Annotated in this window: 15 protein-coding genes and 1 tRNA gene; 9 read left to right on the top strand and 7 right to left on the bottom strand. The window is 32.5% G+C overall.

Features of this window, described 5'->3' with window-relative positions:
* Positions 1-4: 4 nt before the first annotated feature.
* Genes ACVC08_RS09075 through ACVC08_RS09065 form a run of 3 tightly spaced genes read right to left on the bottom strand, consistent with a single transcriptional unit; the run spans position 5 to position 3,980 of the window.
* Entirely contained in the window at positions 5-1,249 is a 1,245-nt protein-coding gene (locus ACVC08_RS09075; protein ID WP_452601800.1) for a hypothetical protein, read from the bottom strand.
* 15 nt (positions 1,250-1,264) lie between these two features.
* On the bottom strand, positions 1,265-3,346 hold the full coding sequence (locus ACVC08_RS09070; protein WP_452601799.1) for a cytochrome P450: 2,082 nt from the start codon (positions 3,344-3,346) through the stop codon (positions 1,265-1,267).
* 13 nt (positions 3,347-3,359) lie between these two features.
* Complete coding sequence (locus ACVC08_RS09065) at positions 3,360-3,980, bottom strand: hypothetical protein (RefSeq protein WP_452601798.1); 621 nt, start codon at positions 3,978-3,980, stop codon at positions 3,360-3,362.
* 244 nt (positions 3,981-4,224) lie between these two features.
* On the opposite strand from ACVC08_RS09065, the gene ACVC08_RS09060 reads away from it, so the two are divergent.
* The 6 genes from ACVC08_RS09060 (at position 4,225) to ACVC08_RS09035 (ending at position 9,059) form a co-directional block, all read left to right on the top strand.
* Positions 4,225-4,893 (top strand): TetR/AcrR family transcriptional regulator, encoded by a 669-nt coding sequence (locus ACVC08_RS09060; protein WP_452599406.1) that lies wholly within the window; start codon positions 4,225-4,227, stop codon positions 4,891-4,893.
* Positions 4,893-5,243: a hypothetical protein gene (locus ACVC08_RS09055; protein WP_452601797.1), complete on the top strand. Its 351-nt coding sequence runs from the start codon at positions 4,893-4,895 to the stop codon at positions 5,241-5,243. Before ACVC08_RS09060 ends, ACVC08_RS09055 begins: the two co-directional genes overlap by 1 nt.
* 150 nt (positions 5,244-5,393) lie before the next feature.
* Positions 5,394-6,989, top strand: a complete 1,596-nt coding sequence (locus ACVC08_RS09050; protein ID WP_452601796.1) for a SulP family inorganic anion transporter — start codon at positions 5,394-5,396, stop codon at positions 6,987-6,989.
* A 13-nt stretch (positions 6,990-7,002) separates the two neighbouring features.
* Positions 7,003-7,803: a universal stress protein gene (locus tag ACVC08_RS09045; protein ID WP_452601795.1), complete on the top strand. Its 801-nt coding sequence runs from the start codon at positions 7,003-7,005 to the stop codon at positions 7,801-7,803.
* A 13-nt stretch (positions 7,804-7,816) separates the two neighbouring features.
* Positions 7,817-8,443, top strand: coding sequence for a carbonic anhydrase family protein (locus ACVC08_RS09040; RefSeq protein ID WP_452601794.1), 627 nt, complete (start codon positions 7,817-7,819; stop codon positions 8,441-8,443).
* Between the two features lie 157 nt (positions 8,444-8,600).
* Complete coding sequence (locus ACVC08_RS09035) at positions 8,601-9,059, top strand: SRPBCC family protein (protein WP_452601793.1); 459 nt, start codon at positions 8,601-8,603, stop codon at positions 9,057-9,059.
* A 93-nt stretch (positions 9,060-9,152) separates the two neighbouring features.
* Here the strand turns inward: ACVC08_RS09035 and ACVC08_RS09030 are convergent, their stop codons facing one another.
* Positions 9,153-10,517, bottom strand: a complete 1,365-nt coding sequence (locus ACVC08_RS09030) for a tryptophan 7-halogenase (protein WP_452601792.1) — start codon at positions 10,515-10,517, stop codon at positions 9,153-9,155.
* A gap of 130 nt (positions 10,518-10,647) precedes the next feature.
* Between ACVC08_RS09030 and ACVC08_RS09025 the strand changes: the two genes are divergently transcribed.
* The 3 genes from ACVC08_RS09025 to ACVC08_RS09015 all read left to right on the top strand — a co-directional run bounded on the left by ACVC08_RS09025 (position 10,648) and on the right by ACVC08_RS09015 (position 16,897).
* Positions 10,648-12,315, top strand: coding sequence for a hypothetical protein (locus tag ACVC08_RS09025; RefSeq protein ID WP_452601791.1), 1,668 nt, complete (start codon positions 10,648-10,650; stop codon positions 12,313-12,315).
* Positions 12,316-12,347: 32 nt separating this feature from the next.
* Positions 12,348-15,896, top strand: coding sequence for a LodA/GoxA family CTQ-dependent oxidase (locus ACVC08_RS09020; RefSeq protein ID WP_452601790.1), 3,549 nt, complete (start codon positions 12,348-12,350; stop codon positions 15,894-15,896).
* A gap of 497 nt (positions 15,897-16,393) precedes the next feature.
* Positions 16,394-16,897, top strand: a complete 504-nt coding sequence (locus ACVC08_RS09015; RefSeq protein WP_452601870.1) for a PA14 domain-containing protein — start codon at positions 16,394-16,396, stop codon at positions 16,895-16,897.
* Positions 16,898-17,028: 131 nt separating this feature from the next.
* Here the strand turns inward: ACVC08_RS09015 and ACVC08_RS09010 are convergent.
* The 3 genes from ACVC08_RS09010 to ftsZ all read right to left on the bottom strand — a co-directional run bounded on the left by ACVC08_RS09010 (position 17,029) and on the right by ftsZ (position 19,769).
* Positions 17,029-17,102 (bottom strand) — tRNA-Arg (locus tag ACVC08_RS09010).
* Positions 17,103-17,158: 56 nt separating this feature from the next.
* Complete coding sequence (locus tag ACVC08_RS09005) at positions 17,159-17,608, bottom strand: GatB/YqeY domain-containing protein (RefSeq protein ID WP_452601789.1); 450 nt, start codon at positions 17,606-17,608, stop codon at positions 17,159-17,161.
* A gap of 157 nt (positions 17,609-17,765) precedes the next feature.
* Positions 17,766-19,769, bottom strand: a complete 2,004-nt coding sequence (ftsZ, locus tag ACVC08_RS09000; protein WP_452601788.1) for a cell division protein FtsZ — start codon at positions 19,767-19,769, stop codon at positions 17,766-17,768.
* Positions 19,770-19,786 lie beyond the last annotated feature (17 nt).

The raw sequence follows: 19,786 nt of genomic DNA, 5'->3' as shown, positions 1-19,786 counted from the left end.
TTCGTTATATTCTACTTAGCATGGTTTTTATTTCTTGATCATTTAATTCTCCCGAATTAAAAAGCTCTACTCTTAATTTAGATTTGTCTACAATTTGCTGCAGTCCATACCAAGGGTAAGCAGAATACCAGATAGGTGTTGGCACTTGTGTTAAGCGCCCCCAACCCATAAATTCTAACACTTTGTAAGAGCCGCCTCCAAACATAAAAAAAGTTCTAGGGTAACCTTTAGCTGCGCCATATATAGCATTTAGCCCCCAACCATTATTATCTACAAAATCTCCTAAATATTCATCAAAACTTCCATCGAAATTACTAAAAAACACAAAACGGTTTCCTCCATCTATTAATACCCAACGCGCAAAATGTATTGTTGGTGTTCCCATGAGCTGCCCTTCTACAAACCAAGATCGCGCGGCATAACTTGTAGCCCACAAAAAGAACTTTAAACCTAATTTTCTTAAACCTCCTTTAGTTTCAAATACTTGGGATAGTTGGTTTTGATAAATGATATCTTCTTGTGATTTTAATTGAGCCAAATGTTCTAATGGTATTTGGTTTTGTGTTTTACCAAATGGTTTTGCTCTTAACTCATAGAAAAAATGAATTATTATTATAAAAATTAGAAGGAATGGTAGTATTACAATTAATAGTAGGGCTAATAGTATTGTTTTTATATAGTTTTTTTGGGGTAAGTGATAATATTCTCTAGCCCAATCCCATTTAGAGTCTTTAGCTAAAAATGCTTGTATTGCTTTATATGCTTCTTTTCTATTAGACCAATCTTTGCCATTATCTTTTACATAGTCTCTTACAGTATTATGCAACTCTGCTTCTTTATGTACTTGTTGTACCGTTCTATTAGGGGCGCCTACATAAAACCCTGGTGTTTTTATTTTATATTTTTGTAAATATGCTAACCTATTTTTATCGTTTCTTTCTGCCTCTTCAGGATAACCAACACAGTTTGCGAAAATTTGATCTAGATCGGAAGGTAATATATTTACCAAATCTATAAGGTGTTGCTTCTCGCTACCATCTATATTAGCTGCATATATTAAACTAGCTGGATACTTATCTGTTTTAGGAGCTATTATCCATCTCGCAAAATGTACTGTGGGTATTTTTCCAAAAGAAAAAAAGCTGTCTTCTTTTGAAGGATTACCACCTGTATTTAATAAAGTGGTTACGGCTTCTATTTGACTAGGAATAATAGGAATTTGTAATGAAACTGCGTTTTGCCTTGTCATATTATATTTTATTAGTTAGTTAGAAGAACTGAAAGTTACAACATAATTATTTGGGAAAGGGCCTATAGTTAGCCCAGAACCTCTACCAATGCTACCTTTAGCATTTGTAACATTTTCTAAGCGTAATACCGCTGCCACCAATTCTGGAATTGTAACCGAATTTATATATTTCCCATAACATTCATGCAATGCAAACCCCCAATTCATATATCTTGAGTCTCTATTATATTTAAATTTTTTTGGTTCAGGAAAAGTAACAGGGTCAAACATTGCTCCAGATGTTAGAGCCATAATTTTTCTATTTCCTTTTATTTTATATGTTTTATTTCCGCTTCCTTTAATAAATTGCTTCGTTTCATTAAAACGTAATACTCCGGGCTGTACTGGGTTAAAACGTAATGCCTCGTATACATATCCTTTAACCACATCCATATTATATGCTTTTGCAGCTGCAATGGCTCCTTTTAACTCTTTAGGCCTTTTAAATAATTCTTCTAATGCATAAACTACAGCTTTACTTGTTGTTTCTTGTAAGCCAGTTAACAACCCTCCAATATTTCTTCTAATAATATCATCATCTACCCATAGATATTCGGGTTGCTGTTGTAATATAATTAATCTATTTAACAAATTATCATTTAGTGTTTTTCCTTCTGCCAGGTTCTTTTTACTTTTATCTATAAGACTTCTTACCCAGGCTGTCCTCTCTTTTCCTGAGTTTACAGCAGCTAAATGCTTCTCTTTGTTTCCTGTGAAGTTAAGAAACAAATCGTAAAACATAGTACGTTGCCACCTTTTCATTTGTGATTTCACTGGTGCAGGTACTCCAAAATAATCTTCTAATACACCTAGTAGTACATTATAATTTAAGGTTTGCACAACATCTAACTTCTCATGAGGTTGCATTTGTTTACATATACTATCTGCATGATTACGAACATAAGTTCTAATTCTATCTAAATCGCCTTTATGCGTTGCTTTTCTAACATAGTTTCGTTCCCTATTAAATTGTGGATTATTTCTATCCATTCCTAAAAAAAATGTTCCTTTTTGGTCTGCCATTTTTTTAGCATTAATTTCCTTAATCGTGAAATCTTCATCTCTATTAAGAACATTTACCACTAAATCATGCCTGCTAACTATCGCTATTTTTGCCAATCCTATATTAATTAAGGGCCATCTTTTTTGTAAAAAATAAAATATACGCCATTGATTATTTGTTAGCTTTCCAATACATCTATTAAGTACTCGCTTGATTATATTAGGTGTTTTTGGTATAGCGCCTAGGTTTAAATTTATGGGGCGTTCTTCTTGATACATTTTTAAAACAAATTGTCCAGCGGGAGAACGTCTTAATAACATGACTTCGTGACGAAACGCTTCTGATATTTCATTGAATTTCGTTTGTGCTCCTCCATATTCTATAGGCAAAATTACGGGAGCTGCAATGGCAGCAAATGCTAAATCTGCTGCTGTAAATTTGTTGCCTACTAAATATTTACAATTATCGCTTAACAATTTATCTACATGAGAAAAAATGTTTTTTACTTCTGCTAAAAAAACAATTGAATCTTCATTATTAAGATTTATTTTTTTTGAAATTCTTTTTTTATAATTACCATAACTTAATCTGTATTTTAATCGATTCAGGAAAGTAATATTCTTTTTTAGTAACGTAAGTGCATTCTTTTTAGATTTAAACAACTCAGAATAACGGTAGCGTTCTACCGCAGTATAAAATGTAGTTGTAAATAATTTGTATAATTCGTAAACTTCATTCTGCAAATCTATATCTGAAGGAAATAATTGTTTTCCTTCTGGTAAATTAGCATCAAAATCATGAATAATATTCTCGGAAGAATAAATTAAACGGTCTGTTTGTAAATAAACAGGCATATTATTTACTTCTTGAGAGTTAATAATACGTCCAGCTTTACGCTCACCAATTACTGGTGGATAGTTTTTTTCTATATACTGAATTTGGTTTATGTCTAAAACCCATTTTGCAATTTCTGTATGACCAGAGGTGTTAATGCTAACTAATGTTGGCACACGTTTAGAGTAACTAAAGGATTTATAAAATTTTATAGGATTCATAATAGCTGTAGTTTTAATTTAATTTGGTTGCATAATAAGTACAGATATCGTCTCCTAACTCTATACGTTTTTTAATATATTCTTCTACCTCTAGTTCTTTTTTAAATAGCAAATATGTACCTAAAGCATGTCCTCTTACATCTTTTATTTTTTTAATTACTGCTAATGGAGTTATGTTTGTTTTTTGTAAATGATCTATAAAATCTTCAGGGTTACCCTGTATTCCTACCATTATAATAGCACTTGTTTTTTGCAAACGTTCTAATTGACTTGGATTACAATATGTCCAACTCGTTTGTAGGGTAGCTTTGGCTCGCATTGCTGCTTCTCCTCCAAACAACAATCCATTCATTACCTTCATATATGCTTTAGAAGAGGCATAATGAGTAATGTATATGTAAGTTCTATCTCTTGTTTTAAAAGGACCTAAAGATAAAGGTGTATTATATTTTATACTTACTGCTAAGCTTTTTTTAAGAAAGCTTTCAAACAAAGCTTCATCTCCTTCTTTAACTTGAAGAATATTAAACATGGGTTGAGGTTTAGACCAATTTTTTTCTGTAAAGGTCCTGTAGGAAAGGGCTTTTATAATACCTAATGTATCTAAAAGTGTATTCGTTATTTTACTTGGCATTATTGAGGGTTTTTTATAGTAATACGAATATACTTTATAAGGTTTACCTTTTTACAGGTATAAATACCTAATTTATATCAAATACTATAGCAATAGTAGTACTACTATTACCTAATAACACCTTAAAATATTAAATACAACAAACCTAAACCAAACTTAACAACCACAAAATCAATACTTTCTTAAACAAAAGTTAAACAGTTTTGTTTTAATAGTAATACTATTATATATTTGTTATTTAACTATGGAAAACCTACATATACATATTGCTATAAATCCAGATTTATATACTAAAAACCCTGAGTCCTCAGATTTAGGAAAAAAAATAGTAAGCAAAAGTATAGAAATGATAGATGAATTAGGTTTTGAAACTTTTACTTTTAAGAAACTAGGAATTGCCATAGGCTCTAACGAAAGTTCTATTTATAGATACTTTGAAAGTAAACATGCCTTGTTAGTTTACCTAATAAATTGGTATTGGAGCTGGATAGAATATAAATTAGTTTTTACTACAACCAATGTTCCGTCTCCGCACGATAGATTAAATAATGCTATAAAGCTTTTAACAGAGCATGTAGAAAAAGACAATGCTTTTACGTTTATAAATGAAATATTATTAAATAAAATTATTATTTCTGAGTCTGCAAAAGCATACTACACAAAAGACGTAGATAAAGAAAACGAAAAAGGGTTCTATAAAACATACAAAAGAGTTGTACAACGCGTGAGCGAAATTGTTATAGAAATAAACCCGAAATTCGAGTTTCCGCACATGCTTATATCTACAGTTATAGAAGGCGCACACCACCAAAGATATTTTTCTAAACACTTACCCGCTTTAACAGACGTAGAAGAAGGAAAAAATAACATTGTTAGGTTTTATACAGATTTAGTACAAAAAACTATTGCATAATGAATTTGTTAAAGCATAACATATTAAACAGTTTAAAATACGGCGTTTCTACTCTTGTGCTATTTAGTATATTATTGCAGCCTATAGCAAAAGTTATTTCAATTTTTAGCGACGATACTGTTGAGTTAGTTTCTCTAAACTGGTTAGAGGACACTACGGATACTGATGAGAAAAAAGAAGATAAAAAGGATGAGAATAGCAAAGAAGATGAGAAAAAAACTGAGCCTCAGTTTTTAAGCTCACAAAAACAATCTTATGTTTTTGTATCTATAGCTCCTAATTACAATGTTTTAGAATTTATGTTAGATTTTAATTTAGACATTGTAATACCACCCCCAAAGCACGCCTAAATTATTTATACTCTTTTATTTTCAGTACTTTTTAACTCTAGAAGCTACTGATTACTTTTCCTAATATAGGAACCAATCAAATTAAATTATCAATTAAAGGATTACCCCATTTAAAAATACGGTAACACTTGCCTTTAAATTATTAAAATTATGAATAGTTCAAACCCCTTTAAAAATTTTAAAGCCGATATCCCGGCTAGTATTGTTGTATTTTTTGTCGCACTTCCATTATGTCTAGGTATAGCATTAGCTAGTGGAGCTCCTTTATTCTCAGGTTTAATTGCGGGAATTGTAGGAGGTGTTGTTGTAGGAGCACTAAGTGGCTCTTCTGTAGGGGTTAGTGGACCAGCTGCAGGTTTAGCCGCTATTGTTCTAGTAGCCATCGGTTCTTTAGGTGGTTATGAAAATTTCTTATTAGCTGTTGTTTTAGGAGGTATTATACAACTTCTTTTTGGGTTACTTAGACTAGGTGTTATAGCTTATTATTTCCCTTCTTCAGTTATTAAAGGAATGCTAACTGGTATAGGTATTATTATTATATTAAAGCAAATTCCTCACTTTTTTGGCTACGACGCTGACCCAGAAGGAGACTTTGCCTTTTTTCAAGTAGACGGAGAAAATACTTTTTCAGAAATTATTAATGCCATTAATTTTATTAGTCCTGGAGCCACTACTATTGGTATAATTGGATTAATTATTTTAATAGTATGGAGTAATGTTCTTTCTAAAAAAGGAAAAATATTTCAAATCATTCAAGGCCCATTAGTAGCAGTAGCAATTGGTATTATATACTATATTATAACTTCTGGTAACAGCACATGGGGAATTTCTGAAAGTCATTTAGTTAGTGTTCCTGTTCCTGGAGATGCCAGTTCATTTTTAGCACAATTTAGCTTTCCAAATTTTAAAGCTATAACAAACCCAGAGATATGGGTTACTGCTTTTACTATTGCTTTGGTTGCAAGTCTTGAAACCTTACTATGCGTTGAGGCTACAGATAAGTTAGATCCAAGAAAACGTGTTACGCCAACAAACCGAGAATTATTAGCACAAGGTTCTGGTAATATTATTTCTGGTTTAATTGGAGGTTTACCTATTACTCAAGTTATTGTTCGTAGTTCTGCTAACATACAATCTGGAGGAAAAACAAAAATGTCTGCTATTATTCACGGTTTCTTATTATTAATTTCTGTTATATTAATTCCTAGATTATTAAATAAAATTCCTTTAGCTGTTTTAGCTGCTATATTATTAATTGTTGGATATAAATTAGCAAAACCTGCCTTATTTAAAATTATGTATAATAAAGGTTGGAAACAATTTGTACCTTTTGTTGTTACTGTTATTGGTATTGTATTTACAAACCTACTATTAGGTATCGCTGTTGGTTTAGCTGTAGGTATTGTGGTTGTACTAATTAAAAGTTTCCAAAACTCTCACTTTTTACATATTGAAGATAAAAGTAACGGAAAGCACAAAATAAAAATGACCCTTGCAGAAGAAGTAACTTTTTTCAACAAAGGTGCTATTTTAAAAGAGTTAGATAGCCTTCCTAGAGACACTTATTTAGAGTTAGATGTTAGAAAAACAAGATATCTAGATAATGATATTATAGAAATTTTAGAAGATTTCTCTGAAAAGGCTAGAAATAGAAATATCGATATTCAATTAATTTCAGAAAGAGGCATTGTAGAAAACCCAGAAAGCTTTATTCAATTTTTTAAACTGCGTCCAAAAAGCGCTTAAACTATTTAGCACTATGCATAAACCAAATTCAAAATATAAACTACTTGTTTTATTTAATGAGAGTAAAGCTGCAGATATAGCCTTAAATAATGCTATTAATTTAGCCCAAACTATAAATGGCTCTGTAGATATTTTACATATAAAAACCCCTACAGATGCTACCAAATCTAGCAACCAATTAGCGGTAATGAGAGACATGAGCGATATAGAGCGTGATAGTAAAAAGGAAATAAAAAAACGTATTGCTTCTTTTTCTAATACTACAAATCTATCTATAAAGCATCATTTTACTTTTGGAAATGTCATTAATGAAGTTAAAAGCTACATAAATAACATACAACCAGACATTGTGGTTATTGGTAAAAGAAAACCAAAGCTTATTAATGCTTTAGGTGACGGGCTTACTAAGCATTTATTAAAAAACCATAACATAGAACTTTTAATTTCTGGTACCGAAACAACTTTAGCCACATTTAATGACCCTTCCATAGGTTTTATTGAAGAGATTACGCTTAAAAACAAGCTAAGTATCGCAGAAAATTTAAAGAACAAAACAAACAAACCTTTTAAAGTTTTTAAAACGGTTAGTAAAGCTATAGAAAATACAGCTTCTAAAACCTCAAATTCTAAACTACAAAAAACTATTGTTTTTGAATTTGATGATTCTGCAAAATCCAGTTCAAACATTCCTAATTACATACATAAAAATAAAGTAAATTTATTATGTATAACTCGTAATATAGCACAATCACTAAAACATATAAACACTCAAATAGTTAAAACTGAAGTGCCAATTTTGGTACTAGCTAATTAAAATATATTAATTTATGAAAGCTCATACAAAAGAAACACAAGACAAAATGACTCCAGCATTAGCATTGGAAGCATTAAAAGAAGGTAACACTCGTTTTAAAGCTAACGAAAAAGCAAATAGAGATTTACTACAACAAGTTGAAGACACTAGCACCGGGCAGTTCCCTTTTGCTACTGTATTAAGTTGTATTGATTCTCGTGTCTCATCAGAACTTATTTTCGATCAAGGTATAGGCGATTTATTTAGTATACGTATCGCTGGAAACTTTGTTAACGAAGATATTTTAGGAAGCATGGAGTTTGCTTGCAAATTAGCAGGAACAAAATTAGTTGTTGTTTTAGGACACACAGCTTGTGGCGCTGTAAAAGGTGCGTGTGACCATGCTAGATTAGGAAACCTAACAGCTTTAATAAACAAAATTGAACCAGCTGTAGAAGCTGTTACAGAACCTAAAGACGAGTCTTTAAGAAACTCAAAAAACATTGATTTTGTTAATGAAGTAGCAAAGAAAAATGTATTGATGACTATAGATAACATTCGCTCTTCTAGTTCGGTTTTAGCCGAAATGGAAAATAATGGAGAAATCAAAATTATTGGAGGAATGTACGACATTAAAACAGGAGATGTAAACTTCTTTTAATTTGTAAATAACATATCAATTTTTAAGTGTAATTGATTTATAAAAATTAAGCCCTATAAGACAAACTTATAGGGCTTTTTTACCTCTATTTTTTCGTTTTATGACAAGAGTTTTATTATTAAATTATATTTTTATAAAACCCACAACAATGAAAAGTATGAAATTTATAGAGACAATAGAAATTAAATGTACTCCTGAGTTTGCTTTTAATTATACTCAAGATTATAATAAAAGATTAACTTGGGATACTTTTCTAAAACAAGCAGATTTAATAGAAGGAGCCTCAGAAGCTAACAAAGGCGTTAAAGCATACTGTGTTGCTAAAAATGGATTAGCAATGACTACAGAATATATTACCTTTAACAAACCCAAAGCAACAGCCATTAAAATGATTAAGGGACCATTTATGTTTAAAACCTTCTTAGGGTCGTGGTCATTTAAAAGCTTGCAAACTAACTTAACAGAAGTTATTTTTCTATATTCATTTAAACTTCAATTTCCATTCAATCTTTTTAAAAGATTTATTAAAAATCATTTAAGAACTAACGTAAAACAGAGGCTTTTTGATCTTAAAACTAATATTGAATCTGAAACGCATTTAACTAGCAGCCTATAGTTTTTTTATTATTTAAAAATTACAACATTAAGTTTTAAAAACAATTTAATAAAAAAGCAGAGCCTTCAAAGTCAATTAAACCTCACAAAATTATTATACTATAAGTCTTATAATTTTCATAGCCTCTAAAACATGTAATAACCAAGGATCCATTTTTATTTGTCTCTGGCTTTTTAGGTAATTCCCAATAGCATCTTTAACAATAGGGAAATTTTCTATACATGCTATTAACTTTAGAAAATCTATACTAGGAATTTGATTACTTAAAAAAGTTATCTTTTGATCTATAGCGTCATTACTTATCTTTAAATAACAGATTGGAGTAATAGTGAATTTTTTAATTTCTTTTACTAACAACGTTCGCTCATACCAAAATGGTTTATAGATCCATCTTTTTTCTTGCCTATAATACGCCTCACGTTTAATAAGATAATCCTTGTATTGTTGTTTAATATCACTCTCGTAAACTTGAAGCGCATTTGTATTACCTTTAATAAAATTAAACAGAGCTTCAGCTGCCGTTTGCCCCATTTTAAAACCCTTAATAATCCCCGCAGAAGATAACGGATCAAAACTTTGAGCCGCATCACCTACTTTTAACCACCCTTCTCCATAAATCTGAGACGCAATTTGAGAATGTGCAGATTGTATATATACACCATCTGGCACTTGTTTCAAATTTAATCTAGCTTTAGTATGAATACTATCATTAAGTTGTTCTTTCCAAAACTCTGAATGAGAAACTCCAGACGTTGTTAAAATTTTAGGATCTGTCATAAAGGTACTAACTGTTTCACCTGTCGCCACCTCTACAGTATACCACCATCCATTAGAGGTAGACTCTACAAGCAAGTGACTTTTACACACTTTCCCAACTTGCTTATTTATTAAATGTTTTGTAACACCAACTAAAGTATCTTTTTTCTTCTTTTTTTGCTCAACAACACCAAAATTAAACTTACTTGTTCTACCACTTGCGTCAATAACAAAATCTACCTCTATATTCTCTTTATTAAAAAATAATGTCCAATTTGTTTCATTCTTTATAATTTTTGAAACTCTACTTTCTAAAAAAACTGTTACCCCTATCTTTTCACAATGCTTCAGTAGCTCATTATCAAAATTAGGTCTAGACAAAATATAACTCTCTCCAAAAGGATTAAAAATAGATTCGTTATGGTGTATTTCTGTATTTCCCCATGCATTTTGCACTTCGGTACATGGAATACTATAATTGTTTAAAATAGTTTCAGGAATATTTAGTTTTTTTAATTCATGGAATGCTTCGGCTGCTAAATGCTCTCCTACTGTAATTTGATTAGACTTACCAGCATTAAGCAATACAACTTTAAAACCATATAGTTTTAACTTAATTGCCGCTGCAATTCCAGCAGGGCCTCCACCGATAATTCCTATTGAAAGAGAAGAGATACTTTTAGTTTTTAAGTTTAAATTCAAACGTACAAAATATACTATTCTTAACCATCCGTAGAAGTACGAAAAACCAAAAACAGGTATTTATACGCTAACCAGTCTTTTTATAAAACTCTAATTTTAAGTACTTAAAACCTAACCAATACCATAAAAAATGAAAAAATCATTATTAATTCAAAAAACATTCCCCATTAAACAGCTCTTTTTAGTAGCTTTTATAGGTATATTACTATTGTCTTTTAATAGTTGTTTATCTGGAGAAAAAAAGGGAACTAAAAACGAAGGCGAAAGCGAACCTCAACCAGAAATAGGGTCTATTGAACTTGTAAACGAAAATAGCACTACCAATAATTTTTTTGGCACAAACGCTGCTCAAGTACCACATGACGTTCCAACTATAGCCGATAGCACTCAAGTTGCACTATCAACTTTTGCTTGGCAAGAGTTTATTGCATTAAACTGGCCCTCTACATATAATACAACTTCTCATGAGAGAGGAAAACCAGATCTTACAAAATCTATAGCAGATTTCTTATCTCCGCCTAGCACAGGACAATTAGTCTGGCAAACCTATAAACACAGAGTAGAAATGTATCCTAGAGACACAACTAAGTTTGTTAATACTTTTGATAGCGCTCCTCAATATTTTTATGATTTAGAAAGTGGTCAAAAATCCATTCTTGGTTTAAACTCAACAAAACCTTTAAGTACAATAACAACTATATTTAACAATCTAGATGAAACGTCCGAGATTAATTTATGTACGCTTTTTGTAGAAGGCGACTCTCTAGCTCCTGGAGCCAGCAAATATAAAAACCCTGATACTGCTAGTGGATTACCTGGAGCTCCTAGAAGAATGATTTATGAAGCTAAAGGAAATCGAGACATGTTTGATTATGTTAAAAACTATAAATTATATGATAGTCTTACTAGAGTAACAAAAATTAAAAACACAGAAAAAGCCATTAAAAATGATGGTAAAGGAGCTGTATACCCTAATAAAAATGCAGATTCTACCCTAATTGTATTTCCTTTTGGAGATAATAACGGAGTAGAAGGATCCATTGAAGTAAAAGCGACATGGAGACAATTAACTTTAAAAGAATACAACAGTAAAAGATACCTAACAGCTCCTATTATTTATTACAGAAATGTACCAAAAAACGGAAAATCTGTGGCATACTACGACATTGTTCCTGGGGAACCAACTTACGACACAAACAATACATTAAAAACACTTCCTTATGGTCTCGTTGGATTACATATTATACATAAAACTAAAACATTTCCAAGTTATGTTTTTGCCACTTTTGAGCAAGTTGATAATTTAAGCACAACTGTAGAACCATTAAATACATTATTCTTTTACAATAGAAATAATGATTTAAATACAAATAAACAATATGTATTTGATAGATCTAAGCCCATTTTAGAGGGCACTAAACAAGTAAACGCAGAAGTACATAAACAAATAAGAGCATTAGCTCCAAATTCTGTATGGCAATATTATAAGCTTATTGGTGTACAAGGACATCCACAAAACAACGCTAATACAACAGATTATTTTTTATCGAATATTGTAACAGAAACTAACCAGACACTTAGAAATTTTGCAGGAACTTTAAATAACAATACAGGATTACCAGACCTAACAGCAATTAATTTATATCAAGGAAAAAAAGTTTTTGTTCAAGGAGGCTGTAAAGGCTGTCATGGAAATGCACAAGATGCAGATTTTAGTTTCATTACTAAAAATGCGCCTTTTGATGGCGAACCAGATTTTATTAATCAACCATTAATAGAAGACCCTGAAGGTAACTAAACAATCATTTTTCAATTAAAAAAACTAAAACTATGTCATTAGATACAATAGCATATATAAAAGTATTTCCAGGAATAGGTACGGCAAGAGTAGGTAATAGCCCAGATTATTTTATTGGACCAGAATTTCCAGGAGACATTCCTAATTTAAACAAAAATTACAAGGACGATAATGGGCTTTTAAAACCACAAGCTGCTAAATTTAGAGTGTACGGTTATGATGCCGAAGACAATATAGTAACAGAAATTACACATGATCCAGACAATGGTATTTCATTAGAATGGGATGTACACATGAGAAACTTAAAAGCTGCAAACTATGCTTTTCAAGGAAAATTTGGATTTAATCCAGACCAATATAGAAACCCAGGAGTAACACCAAATGCTCCAGGCACAGATCCAAACTCTAGAACAAGTTTAATTATTGATCCAGGAGCAAAATCAATTTCAGGAATTACCCAACAAGGCGCAAGTGCAATTCAGTTAGATGGTGGTAAAATTTTCTCAGGCATTGGGTCTGCAGAAATTCCTTCTAGCCTATTTAATAAAGGGGAAGAAGGCACAACAACTGTTACATATACAGAAAAAGAGGTTAGCTTAGGGAGGTTAGAAACAGATGATTCTGGTAGGTTAATTGTTGTTGGAGGCAAAGGAGATGCTGGTTGTTTGGTAGAACCTCCTATTATTTTACAAAAAGGCTCTGGGAATCTATATGTACAATTAGGCGAAGCACAACCCGCAACACCATCTACAGGTTCTTTTCCAGATGCATTTTACACAAATACTATCCATTTACCATTATCAAGCGAAGTACAACAGGTTTTACTAGCAGGAAAACAAGATGGATCAGGAGACGTATATGTTGACGATAAAGTGCTTATAAAAGTCAATGGCACTATAATCTATTCTCACGATTTTAGTAATGGAAATAGTGGTAAAATAACACCTTTAGCTCCTATAGATATTACAGAAAACATAAAACCTTACCTAGGAAACGATGTAAGTATTACTATTGAGTATGTCGATTTATATCCTGGTTCTAAAGGCGCCTCTGAGTTTTGGTTAGTATATACAAATATAGACCCAACATCCAATGGAAACTCATATTTTAATAACCCAGGATGGTATGATGATACTTCGGGAGGAAGCATTAATGCAAAAGTGACTATTAATGGTATGGTTTTTAATACAGGGAACGATCCTAAAAAAAGAGGTTGGATAGCTGTATCCCCTCCAAAGTATGTACCATCAATGAACAATGTGGTCTCATTATTAGACTTGCAATTAGATATGTTTCCAGAAGTAGACCCAACATCTGGAACTTTAAATTTTGCTATATTAGATTCTAATGGTTACCCTAATATAGCCACAGGTAGTTCTACATTAAATTTCGCACCGCTTTCTGGAGTAAATACTATTGGTAAAAGCGCACCATCTATAGCAAGTTTTCAAGAAAAAGATTACTTAGCCTATACAGGAAATAATGGCAATAACTTGTTAGCGGTTTCTAATGATGGCGGTACGACATGGACAGAAAATCAAATAGGTACAAGCACCACATCGCACGCACCTTCTATTTGTGTATTTAACGACTTATTAATTTATGTAGTAGTAGGAGACAGCGGCCATTTAAACATAGGCACTTCTACAGATGGAAGCAGCTTTACATTTCAACAAGCAAAAGCTTCTGAAGGTTCTACTCCTTTATTAGCATCATCTAGCCCAAGCGTAGCTGCATATAATGGAAGTTTATACATTGCTTATACTGGTCAAGATAACGGATTAGTAATTGCGCAACTTGGTGCTATAGACGAAGAAAAATATACTTACACTGGCTTCCCTGAAAAAAGTTTAGCGCATGTAGCCCCATCTATAGGAGTCTTTTTTGGAGAGCTATATTATGCCTACACAGGAACCGACAACAAGTGTTATATAGGCTCGTATAACAATTATTCTCCAGCGCCAACACCTCCAGTAATCAAGTTTAAGTTTACACAAGTTGGCGGCTCACAAACCACATCATTAGCTCCAGCAATATCTGGATCGCATGGAAAATTATATTATGCATTAATTGGAACAGATGCTAATGTATATGTCGCTGTAGGGAAACCTGGTTTTACAGATTTAAGTTTTGTAAAACAGAGCAATGTTACAACGCATTGTGCTCCAGCAGTTGCAAACTTTAACAATTTAACTTTTTATAGAGATATCTACCCTATTCTAAAAACAGTAACAGATTATGCCTGGGTAAATGAACCTGCTTTTATAGGGCATGCACCAGGTAGTCTAGGTGACCTTTTACTAGACAAATATATTAACCAGTCTGGACCAGATGAAACCAGCAGTGCACATAGAACCTTTGTATTCCGTGTTATTAGGCCTGCAGAACAATTAACACCTCTTGTTCCGCCACCTCCAAAAGCTATACCTGCAGGTGCAATACCAGATGGAGGAGTACAATCTGGAAGGTTAATGCCACACTTGTTCGGAGAAGGAGGCTCTACTTCAGAAAATACGTTTAACAAAACTAACTTCCCGAACCAATGGCTAAGTTTAACACCTCATCAATTATGGAAAATTCAGGAATGGGTTAATGGCAATTTCAAAATGGGGACTAAACCTTCTTTAACACCAAGCACCAAAACGTTTAGTTCTATTCCCTTAAAAGATCAACCTGCTGCCTTAAACTTTAGCGCTTTAGAGCCTACTGTTGGTGGCGGATTCCACCCAGGTATTGAATTAACTTATAATATGAAAGAGCCGGGATATTTCGTAGAAGCTTTTCGTTTTGCAGATAATATTACAGATGATGAAGGAAATATCATTCAAGCCATTACACCTGGCTCTGTGTCTGGCTATATGTCTATTCCATGGCAAGGTGATTTCTGGTCTTGTAATATTTCGTGGTGGGCAGCTATGAGACCAGACATAGTGGTAACTTTAGATAAAAAATACGATCCTCCAAAATTAAACAAAACACCATGGTTTAGAGGGGTAGCTGTAGGTATCCCACCAAATGCTGATAATATTCCAGATTATGAAGGCGGATATGAGCATATGGTACGTTATTGGTCTCACTTTGGCTTTGTAGTTCCAACAATAGATCCAACTACTGGCCAGCCAGATACAGATTTAGGCATGTTTGTTATGGGAGAAACAGAAAGAGCTGCTTGTTTAGACGATACAGACGCGCCTTGTACACCGGTTAATCCTGCTGAACCTGTTCATTTAGGAATTGCGCAATCTGCAAGGCCTTCTAACCCTAACTTACCGCATACATTTTATACTAAATCGTTTAACATTATAATTCCTGCTGCTAACAGTGCAATACTTAGTAGTAATGTAGATGGAACTGGTAATACTTTTGTAGATGACAAATGCGTAATTTCTATTAATGGAAATCAAGTGTTCTCTCATGATTACAGTAATGGAAATAGTGGTAGAATAACGCCTATTTCTCCACAAGATATTACAGATAGTGTTAAACCATATACAGGAAAGATAGTTACTATTACTATTGAATATATAGATCTATACCAAGGTTCTAACAGCGCATCAGATTTTTGGTTAACCTATAAATAGAAATTAAATAATTAAAAGTAAAAGCTGTATTATAAATTCAAGTAATCTTGATTTGTAAATACAGCTTTTTATTTTTTTGCACTCCAAATAGTCTAAGTTCAAAATTTTTATTGCAAGCTTTGAAGTTAATTAACATAATAATCACTGTTAGACTATTTATAATCATCCTATGTATTTTCTGTCAATTTTTATAACAGCCATAATAATACCAAACAACAAAAACGCTTTATCTTAACATCTATGCACTTTATCGATTATTTAAATAATACAATTCAACACACTCCTTGAAACGCATCATTTATTTTTAGTTTTGTCATCAATTTAAAATAAAAATGAAAAGACTAATTATATTATTGTTATTGTTTTTTTGCGTGTCTAAAATGATTGCTCAAGTAGGTATATGAACTACAAATCCACAAGCTCAATTAGATGTTACAGGTGGTAATGTAAGATTCTCAGATTATGGTTCTGGGACTTATCTTCAAAATGAGGCATATATTCTCGGTGTAGATAACGACGGGGATATTGTAGAAGTAGAGACTAATTCAAGTGGATTACAATATTATACATGGAATACAGCAAATGTAAGCACACCAGATGTATCTAACGTTAAAAACTTAGGAGTTTCAACCAGCTCTGGGTTATGGACAAGTAATCTAGATGATACAGCAAGAGCTTCTTTAGCCCCTGATTCGAATGGATATATTATACGCTTTATAGGTACATTAAAAGTTAACAATACAGGACTTTTTAATTTTAGCGCAACATCTGATGATGGAAGTAGAATTTATATAGATGATGTCCTTGTTCTAGAAAACTGGTTTCAACAATCACCTACAACTCGTACAGGAAATATTTTCTTAGCTAAAGGAGAACATAAAATAGAGTTTTTCTATTATGAAAACTCAGGAGGTGATTTCATGAGTTTTCAATGGGGAGCTAATCCTAATGGGTACACTGTTGGAAGTGTTATAGATTCATCACAGTTTATTATTAAATGATGTAATTATTTTTCTAATATAAAAGGGATTGCTTCTCCATCCCCAAAGCTCAGCTTTGATAAAAGAAAACCTTTAAAAAAATAATTTCAAGTGAACTTGATTATTTTTTTTAAAGGTTTTCTTTTCATTCGTGACCGCGAAGGGATTCGAACCCCCAACCCTCAGAGCCGAAATCTGATATTCTATCCAGTTGAACTACGCAGCCATAAATTCCTGCATAGGCAGGAATCTCTCAATAAAGAGTTATATTATTTTTAAATGCTAAGCTAATTTAGCTTTTACAATGGTAGATATGGTTTTACCATCTGCTTTACCAGCTAACTGTCCATTAACTATACCCATAACTTTCCCCATATCTTTCATACCTTCTGCTCCTATTTTTGCTATAGTTTCTTCTACCACTTTTGTAATCTCTTCCTCGCTCATAGCTTCTGGTAAAAACTGTGCAATAACCTCAGCTTCTGCCAATTCTGGCTTTGCTAAGTCTTCACGTCCTTGCTCTAAAAATACTGCAGCACTATCTTTACGTTGTTTTACTTGTTTTTGAAGAATTTTAAGCTCTTGTGCTTCTGTTAATTCTTCTTGTGCTCCACTTTCTGTTTTTGCTAATAATATAGCAGATTTAACAGCTCTTAAAGCTGTTAATGCTGTTTGATCTTTTGCTTTCATTGCTGCTTTTAACGCAGTCATTAGATCTTGTTGTAAACCCATTTTAAATAATTTAGACTACGAAGATAAAGAAAAACCCGAAAAGCTTATATAGGCTTTTCGGGTTCATTTTATTTAATTTGTTGTTCTTTTATAAATTCGTTCTTGATACAATTTCTCATACCATAGAAGTTAAATTAAACTAACATTAAAACAACTCTTAATCTACGTTATCGTGCAAAAAAGAATTATTGTTACGTAATTGTATTTCGTCATTATCATCTACTCCTAAACTTGTTCTAGAGGCATTAATTTCTGAAGAGTGTTGTGCTTCTTCTAAATTTAACCCTTGTCTTTTATAAGCAGGAATCTTTTCAATATCATCTATTTTAGAGTTATTGAATTTATGATTAAACGTTTTCATTTTCTTTCTACGTGTATCTGCTCTTTCCTTTAAAATATCAGATATAGAACTATTCATAGGATCTAAATCGCCATTTGTAGTCGAAACTTCTTTTTCTTCTAAGACATCTTCTTCAACCACTTTCTTTTCAAAAACAACATCTATTTCTTCTATTACTTTCGGTTCTTCTACAACGGCTTCTTTTTTAGAATTCATTGCAGAGTCTACTTCTACATAATCATCTAATTCTAAAGTGTGACGTATTTCTCCTGTTTCAGAAATTTCAGCAACTGGTTTTACTTCTTCGGCATCTTTAACTTCTATATTTTTAATCTCGCTTGTTAAATCATGAACAATAGTTTCTTCTACTACTTCTTCTACCGAAGGTTCACTTAAAGGCATATCGAACGTTAACGTTATTTGCTGCTCGTTTTCTTCTTCTATTTCAGAAGGTTTTACTGCTTCTACCTGTGGTGCTGTAGATGTAATTACAAAATCGTCTTCGTCTGTAAAATTAGCAACAACTTCTTCATATACTACATCTATATTTTTAATAACTTCTGATGTAGGTATTATCCCCAACTCTTCAAAAGTTACAGCTTTTTGCTTATTTACTTGATCCATTTCAAACTTACTAAGCGCATCTTCTGGCTGTGCCTCTACGTCTAAAGTATGTTTTACTATTGGTGGCGCCACTTTTTTAGGCTGTTGCTCCTCTTTAGGTTCTGGCGGCGTTAATACAGCTTCCTTGGTTGTACTTAAGTTTTGCGCTATAGTTTGCTCATCTTCTAATGCATGAATTACTTTTTTAGTTTCTGTATTAGAGATTTCATCTTGTTGTTCTATATTAAACCCTGTTGCAATTATAGTTACGGCGATAGATTCTTCTAAAGATTCGTCTTCTCCAACCCCCATTATTATGTTTGCTCCATGGCCTGCTTCGTTTTGTATATGGTCGTTGATTTCTCCTATTTCATCAATAGTAATTTCTTGCGATCCAGACACTATAAGTAATAGTACATTTTTAGCTCCTGTAATTTTATTATCGTTTAATAAAGGGGAGTCTAATGCTTTAGTAATGGCTTCGTGTGCACGATTTTGACCTGCTGCTGTAGACGACCCCATAATGGCTGTTCCACTATTGCTTAATACTGTTTTAGCATCACGTAAATCTATATTTTGTGTATAGTGGTGTGTTATTACTTCTGCTATACCTCTAGATGCCGTAGATAATACTTCGTCTGCTTTAGAGAACCCTGCTTTAAATCCTAAATTACCATATACTTCTCGTAATTTATTGTTGTTTATTACTATTAGCGAATCTACTTCTGCTCTTAGTTTTTCTATTCCTTTTTGGGCTTGTTCGTTACGCATTTTTCCTTCAAACTGAAACGGCATTGTTACAATACCTACAGTAAGAATTTCCAATTCTCTTGCCATTTTAGCTATAATAGGCGCTGCTCCTGTTCCGGTTCCGCCACCCATTCCTGCTGTAATAAACACCATTTTGGTATTGGCTCCCAGCATATTTTTTATTTCTTCGTAACTCTCTACTGCCGACTGCTCGCCTACATCTGGGTTTGCTCCTGCCCCTAATCCTTCGGTTAAGTTAACTCCTAACTGAATTTTATTTGGCACCCCACTATTTTGTAGTGCTTGCGCATCTGTGTTACAGATTACGAAGTCTACTCCTTTTATGCCTTGTTGAAACATGTGGTTAATAGCGTTACTACCACCGCCTCCAACACCAATAACTTTAATGACATTTGACTGGTTCTTTGGTAAATCAAATGAAATGCTTTCGAATTCTTTGTTGCTCATAAATTCTTCTTTACTGG

This window comes from Pontimicrobium sp. MEBiC06410, assembly GCF_053601615.1.
Note: the sequence above shows the minus strand (reverse complement) of the source record. Positions and strands in the feature narration are given on the sequence as shown.